The organism is Nocardioides sp. NPDC101246 (genome assembly GCF_044767415.1).
Classification (GTDB): Bacteria; Actinomycetota; Actinomycetes; order Propionibacteriales; family Nocardioidaceae; genus Nocardioides.
The window spans coordinates 65,124-72,037 of sequence record NZ_JBIWNX010000004.1; the positions used below are offsets into that span (position 1 = coordinate 65,124).

Sequence of the window (6,914 nt, forward strand, 5' to 3'; positions counted from 1 at the left end):
AGTGCGGATTCGGCCCGCCAGAACTACGGTTTTGGCTAGACGGGGGTGGCGGGACCGCCCTCGACGGGAGCGGTGAAGTCGACGGTGCGCTTGGCGTTGGCCAGAGCGGTGACGGTGGCGGTGCCGATGGTGCCCTCGCGGTCGAACACCTCCGCGGTGCCGACGGAGATCCCTTCGTGGGCCACGTGGTCGATGGTGGCGAGGCCGACCTCCATCCCGGCCGGTCGCCGGGCGAGGGCGAGCGAGATGTCGGTGTTGATCCACTCGACGCCGTTGCTGCCCCAGTTGGTGACCATCGAGGTCGCGTCGGCGATGGAGGCAACGGTCTGGAAGGGGGTCATCGGCTCGCCGGCGACGGTCGGTACGGCCACCTGCCAGGTGACGTGGCGCCCGGCGTTCTGGTGCTTGCCGAAGTCGTCGGACCAGGCGTTGTCAGAGACGAAGAACGGTACGTGCGGCTCGGAGGTCGGCGGCGCGACCTCGAGCGGCGGGGGATTGGCGCGCTCGGTCGCCGACCAGACGTCACCGGCCGGGTTCTCGCCGGCGAGCAGGTAGGTGCAGGTCGCACGCGCCACGACCCGCTCCGAGCCGTCCTCGGACGACTGGACCATCTCGGCGTCGAGCAGCGCGATGCGCGGGCCGTTGCGTACGACCCTCGTGCGGATCCTCGTCGGCACCATCCGCGGCGGTCGGAACAGGTCCACGTGATAACGCGAGGGCACCAGTTCCGAGGCCCGTCCGAGCTCCTCGATCTGGTCCTCGAGGCCGCGGGCGATCAGGCCGCTGGCGGCCACTCCGTGCATGTGGTCCTCGGCCCACATGCTGCGAGCCATCGGCGTAGGCTCGAAACCGTCATCGGTGCGCCGGAAGAATGCGAGTTCCATAGGGACATAATAGAACGTGTCCTAACTTCGGATTCAGTTGCGAAAACCGGTAAAGAGTAACGGTTCCGTCATCAAAAGCGCCCCGAAACCACGTACCATCGCACCACAAGCAGCCACGATCGAAGAGGATGACGATGAGCACCACGCCTCCCTACCAGGTGACCGACCCCGCAACGGGCGAGGTGATCGAGACCTTCCCGTTCGCCACCGACGCCGAGGTGGAGGAGGCGCTGGAGCGGTCCAAGAAGGCGTACGCAGCCTGGCGCTCGACCCCGATCGAGGAGCGTTCCGCGATCGTGAAGCGCGCCGCGGACCTCTTCACCGAGCGGGCCGCGGAGCTCGGCTCGATCATCCGCACCGAGATGGGCAAGAAGGCCTCCTCGGGGGCCGGCGAGGCCGAGTTCTCCGGTGAGATCACCGCCTACTACGCCGACCACGGCCCCGAGCTGCTCGCGGAGACCGACCTGCCCGGCCACGAGGGCAAGGCGGTCATCCAGCGTCTCCCGCTCGGCCCGGTGCTCGGTGTCATGCCGTGGAACTACCCCTACTACCAGGTCGCCCGCTTCGCCGCGCCCAACCTGGTCGCCGGCAACACCGTCATCCTCAAGCACGCCGAGAACTGCCCGCGCTCTTCGGCCGCGATCGCGAAGATCTTCGAGGAGGCCGGGCTTCCCGAGGGCGTCTACCAGAACCTCTACGCCACCCACGAGCAGATCGCCACGATGATCGGCGACCCGCGGGTCCGAGCGGTCTCGCTGACCGGCTCCGAGCGTGCCGGCACGGCGGTCGCCGAGGCCGCCGGCCGCAACCTGAAGAAGGTCGTCCTCGAGCTCGGCGGCTCCGACCCCTACATCATCCTCGACTCCGACGACATCGACGAGGCCGCCGAGACCGCCTGGGCGACCCGGATGGAGAACGTCGGCCAGGTGTGCAACGGCAACAAGCGGATGATCGTGAACGAGGGTGTCTACGACGACTTCGTCGCGGCCCTCACCAAGCGCGCCTCCGCGATGAAGCCGCTCGAGGGCGAGGACGGCGACGACACCGTCTACTCCCCGCTGGTGGCCCGCAAGGCGGCCGAGGCGCTGCGTGAGCAGATCCAGGACGCCGTCGACAAGGGCGCCACGCTCCACGCCGGTGGCGGGATCTCCGACGGCCCCGACGCCTTCTTCGCTCCCGCCGTCCTCACCGGTGTCACCCCGCAGATGCGCGCCTACACCGAGGAGCTCTTCGGGCCGGTCGCGGTCGTCTACAAGGTGAGCACCGACGAGGAGGCCGTCGAGCTGGCCAACGTGGTGGACTACGGCCTGGGCGGCGCGGTCTTCTCCACCGACGAGGCCCGCGCGATCGCCGTCGCCCAGCAGCTCGAGGTCGGCATGGCCAACGTCAACACGCCGGCCGGCGAGGGCGCCGACGTCCCCTTCGGCGGCACCAAGCGCTCCGGCTTCGGCCGCGAGCTCGGCCCGCTCGGGATCGACGAGTTCCTCAACAAGCGTCTGTTCTACGTCGAGCGCTGAGCAGACCCGAGCAGTCGCGCCGGATTCTGAGAGAATCCTGGGCGTGGCTGAGAAGGTGACCTTCAAGAGTACGTCCGGACCCATGCTGGCCGGTCTCATCGACCTCCCCGAGGGCGAGGTCCGTGGCTGGGGTGTCTTCAGCCACGGCTTCACCCTCGGGAAGGAATCGCCGGCGGCCGCGCGGATCTGCAAGCAGCTCGCCGCCGAGGGCATCGGGATGCTGCGCTTCGACAACCTCGGTCTCGGTGACTCCGAGGGCGACTGGGGCGACGGCTCGTTCACCCACAAGGTCGCCGACACCGTCGAGGCCACCCGATTCATGGCCGAGCGTGGCACCACGGCCGAGCTGCTCGTCGGCCACTCCTTCGGCGGCGCGGCGGTCCTGGCCGCGGCCCACGACGCGGTCGGGGTCGACGCCGTGGCGACCGTCGGTGCGCCCTTCCAGCCGGCCCACGTCGAGCACAACTACGACGCGGTGCTCTCCCGGGTGCTGGAGGACGGCGAGTCCCCGTGGATGGCCGGCGGCAAGTCGCTGACCCTGCGCAAGGCCTTCGTCGATGACGTACGCCGCGCCGACCTGCGCCAGAAGATCATGCAGCTCAAGAAGCCGCTCCTGGTCATGCACAGCCCCACCGACACCACTGTCGGCATCGAGAACGCCTCCGACATCTTCAACACCGCCCGCCACCCGCGGTCCTTCGTGTCGCTGGAGGGCTCCGACCACCTCCTCACCAAGCGGGGTCAGGCCCAGCGTGCCGCCCGGATCATCTCGGCCTGGGCCGATCAGTACCTGATCGACTGAGTCGCGGGGCACGCCGGTTCCAGGGCTCCTCGGAGGCCCGTCCGACACCAGTGTTTGATCAATTGACAGAAAACGCGGAACGAGACTTCCGCTAACCGGTGTGGGTGGGGTTACACTCGCTGCAAGCGCCCGGCTCGTGGACGTTCGTCGTGGGGACCGAACGAGTCACTGGCCCGGTCGATGAGGCGCCGATCGCGCGTATCCGCTGTTTGTACGCGGTCGTCAGTCGTCTGCCATCGATCTGCGTGAGCCCTGGGAGGGCGACCGGCCGATGAGGGTCGGCATTTGGACATGCCACTCACCCGTGCGTGGCCCCAAGGAGGATTCAGTTGGCTCAGGGAGCCGCTACCCGGCGCAACAACCGGTCCGGCCGTTCGCGTAGCAACGGCAACGCCGGCAAGTCCGGGCAGAACGGTCGCCGCAAGGGCGTCCACAAGGACAACGAGGGCATCATTCCGGTGCTCGCGCAGGTGGTCCGCGAGGTGGAGTCGGCCGTGCAGCGCCGCTCGGCCATGCCCGACGTACGGACCAAGTTCCAGGTCGTCGCGCTCCTCGCCCGAGACGAGCGCCACCGCGTGCTCGAGGACGAGACCCTCAACGAGGGCCGCCGCGCCGAGCAGCTCAAGCGTCTGGACGGGATCGCCACGATCCTCGCCAAGACCGCGACCATGGACTCGCGCCTGTTCGAGCTCCTCGCCGAGGACGCCGAGATCTCCGATGCCGCCGTCGACCTCAAGCACGAGCTGATGGCCCGTGGTGGCGTCGACGTGCCGGAGGACGAGGAGGAGGACGAGGACGAGACGCCCGCCGTCGTGGTCCCCGACAAGCGCGTGGTCCCGACGAGCGTCGTCCAGCGCCAGCTCTCCAACCCGTTCCTGGTGCCCGACTTCACCAACGCCCGCCCGCCGGTGCACGCCCGCCGCCTGTCCGGCTGGGAGCTCCTCGGGCCGCTGTTCCGAAGCTTCGAGTACGCCGACTCCGGTCCGTCCTGCATGCCGCTGCCCGAGCCGCCCGCCTACGGCCCCGGCCACATCGACGCGCCCGGCACCCGCGAGCTCATGCACCACCAGGCTCAGCTGGTCGCCTCGGCGGCCGAGGGCCACCGCTCCTACCTGCTGGCCGACGAGCCCGGTCTCGGCAAGACCGCGCAGGCTCTGCTGGCCGCCGAGGCGGCGGGCGCCTACCCGCTGCTCGTGGTCGTACCCAACGTCGTCAAGGCCAACTGGGCGCGCGAGGTCGACCTCTGGACGCCGTCCAAGAAGGCCACCGTCGTGCACGGCAACGGCGAGGACATCGACGGCTTCGCCGACATCGTCGTGGTCAACTACGAGATCCTCGACCGCCACGTCGGCTGGCTCGGCGAGTTCGGCTTCAAGGGCATGGTCGTCGACGAGGCCCACTTCATCAAGAACAAGTCCTCCCAGCGCTCCCAGCACGTGCTGGCCCTCTCGGAGAAGATCCGGCAGCGTACGGCCAACCCGCTGTTGATGGCGCTGACCGGCACCCCGCTGATCAACGACATCGAGGACTTCCGGGCGATCTGGCAGTTCCTCGGCTGGATCGACGACGTCAAGCCGCGCGGCGGCCTGCTCGAGGGGCTCGAGGAGACCGGGCTGACCCCGCAGGACAACAGCTTCTACGGCGCCGCCCGCCGGGTCGTGGTCAACCAGGGCATCGTGCGCCGCCGCAAGATCGATGTCGCCAGCGACATCCCGGCGCGCCGCGTGGCCGACCTGCCGGTCGAGCTCGACGACGCCGAGGGCCGCTCGATCCGGGCCGCCGAGGCCGAGCTGGCCAAGCGGATGATGCAGCGTTACGACACCGCGATCGAGACCCGGGTGACCGGTGCCAAGCCGGCGCCGGGCGAGCTCGACCTCGAGCTGATCCGCCGCGTCGCCACCTGGGAGCGTGAGGACCAGGACGCCTCCACCGGCGAGAACGTCTTCGGCATGATGCGCCGCATCGGTCGTGCGAAGGCCTCCTTGGCCGCCGACTACGCCGCCCAGCTGGCGCGCAACGTCGGCAAGGTCGTCTTCTTCGCCAAGCACATCGAGGTGATGGACACCGCGCAGAAGCTCTTCGAGGAGCGCGGCATCCGCTACTCCACGATCCGCGGTGACCAGACCTCGAAGGCGCGCGAGAAGGCCATCGACGAGTTCATGAACGACCCCGAGGTCAAGATCATCGTCTGCTCGCTCACCGCCGCCGGTGTCGGCGTGAACCTGCAGGCCGCCTCCAACCTGATCCTGGCCGAGCTCTCCTGGACCGACGCCGAGCAGACCCAGGCGATCGACCGCGTCCACCGCATCGGCCAGACCGAGCCGGTCACCGCCTGGCGCATCATCGCCTCGCAGACCATCGACACCCGGATCGCCGAGCTGATCGACTCCAAGGCAGGCCTCGCGGCTCGTGCCCTGGACGGCTCCGACGAGGAGGTCACCGACTCCGCCGACGTGCAGCTCGAGGCCCTGGTCTCGCTGCTCACCGACGCCCTCCGCAAGCGCGAGTCCGGCCGCCGCGGCCGGCGCGCCGCCTGACACCGATTCGGGCCCCATCTCAGGGACAATCCTGAGGTGGGGCCTGGGTGGTGCGGCGTACGCTGGATCACATGTTCTGGATTATCTTGCTGGTCATCGCAGCGGCTGTCGGTGGATACGTGTACCGGGTTCCGATCGTCGCCAAGCTGACCGGGCAGCCACGCAACCGCATCGAGCGGCACATCGGGCCGAAGGCCAAGCGCCTTCCCTGACCCCACGAGGTATCCGCACGGGGAATCCTCGGTGGCGCACGTGCGTTGAGACGTACGTGCCTGCCGATCCGGCGCGCACCCACCCACACCGGAAGTGAGAGCCCCATGCCCACCGTCGAGCTCGGCGCAGAGAACTTCGAGAGCACCGTCACCGACAACGAGATCGTCCTCGTCGACTTCTGGGCGTCCTGGTGCGGCCCGTGCCGCCAGTTCGCGCCCGTCTACGACGCCGCCTCCGAGGAGCACCCCCAGATCGTCTTCGGGAAGGTCGACACCGAGGCCGAGCAGGCGCTCGCCGGTGCCGCCAACATCACCTCGATCCCGACGCTGATGGCCTTCAAGAAGGGCAACCTCGTCTTCTCCCAGCCCGGTGCGCTCCCCGCGCCCGCGCTCAAGCAGGTCATCGACGCCGTCGTCGACCTCGACATCGACAAGGCGCTTGCCGAGCAGTCCTCGAAGGAGTCCGGCGAGTAAGACTCGTCCGTGCTCCGGTGCTCGCATCGGGTTTGATAGCGCTGTGACCGAAGACGCCCACGACGAGCTCCTGCGCCTGCGCGGCAGCATCGACAACCTCGACGCCGCCCTTGTCCACCTTCTCGCCGAGCGCTTCAAGTGCACCGAGCAGGTCGGCCGGCTGAAGGCGCGCGCGGGCTTCCCGCCGGCCGACCCCAGCCGCGAGGCGGTCCAGATCGAGCGACTCCGCCGGCTCTCCGACGACGCCGGCCTCGACCCCGAGTTCGCCGAGAAGATCCTCAACGTGATCATCGCCGAGGTGATCCGCAACCACCGGCAGTTCGTCGAGGACTGAGCGTGAAGGGGTAGTGGGGGGGGGGGCGGGGCGGGGGGGGGGGCGGGGGGGGGGCGGGGGGGGCCCCCCCCCCCCCCCCCCCCCCCCCCCCCCCCCCCCCCGCGACCGGGTCGCCGACGGCCACGGTGGCTGCGACCGGCTCATAGGTGGTCCG

The 6,914-nt window shown here is 69.4% G+C and carries 7 protein-coding genes; 6 read left to right on the top strand and 1 reads right to left on the bottom strand.

What is annotated here, in order from left to right:
- Window positions 1-35: 35 nt before the first annotated feature.
- Complete coding sequence (locus tag ACIRON_RS08100) at window positions 36-884, bottom strand: acyl-CoA thioesterase domain-containing protein (protein ID WP_402991350.1); 849 nt, start codon at window positions 882-884, stop codon at window positions 36-38.
- A gap of 134 nt (window positions 885-1,018) precedes the next feature.
- Between ACIRON_RS08100 and ACIRON_RS08105 the strand changes: the two genes are divergently transcribed.
- From ACIRON_RS08105 to ACIRON_RS08130, 6 genes are all read left to right on the top strand, one after another.
- A complete protein-coding gene (locus tag ACIRON_RS08105; protein ID WP_402991351.1) occupies window positions 1,019-2,401 on the top strand; it encodes an NAD-dependent succinate-semialdehyde dehydrogenase in 1,383 nt (460 codons plus the stop codon).
- A gap of 43 nt (window positions 2,402-2,444) precedes the next feature.
- On the top strand, window positions 2,445-3,203 hold the full coding sequence (locus tag ACIRON_RS08110) for a S9 family peptidase (protein ID WP_091050947.1): 759 nt from the start codon (window positions 2,445-2,447) through the stop codon (window positions 3,201-3,203).
- Between the two features lie 329 nt (window positions 3,204-3,532).
- On the top strand, window positions 3,533-5,740 hold the full coding sequence (locus tag ACIRON_RS08115; RefSeq protein ID WP_402991354.1) for a DEAD/DEAH box helicase: 2,208 nt from the start codon (window positions 3,533-3,535) through the stop codon (window positions 5,738-5,740).
- Between the two features lie 71 nt (window positions 5,741-5,811).
- Window positions 5,812-5,952: a hypothetical protein gene (locus ACIRON_RS08120; RefSeq protein WP_402991357.1), complete on the top strand. Its 141-nt coding sequence runs from the start codon at window positions 5,812-5,814 to the stop codon at window positions 5,950-5,952.
- Between the two features lie 105 nt (window positions 5,953-6,057).
- Window positions 6,058-6,426 (top strand): thioredoxin, encoded by a 369-nt coding sequence (gene trxA / locus ACIRON_RS08125; RefSeq protein WP_402991360.1) that lies wholly within the window; start codon window positions 6,058-6,060, stop codon window positions 6,424-6,426.
- 43 nt (window positions 6,427-6,469) lie between these two features.
- Window positions 6,470-6,760, top strand: a complete 291-nt coding sequence (locus ACIRON_RS08130) for a chorismate mutase (RefSeq protein WP_201451241.1) — start codon at window positions 6,470-6,472, stop codon at window positions 6,758-6,760.
- Window positions 6,761-6,914 lie beyond the last annotated feature (154 nt).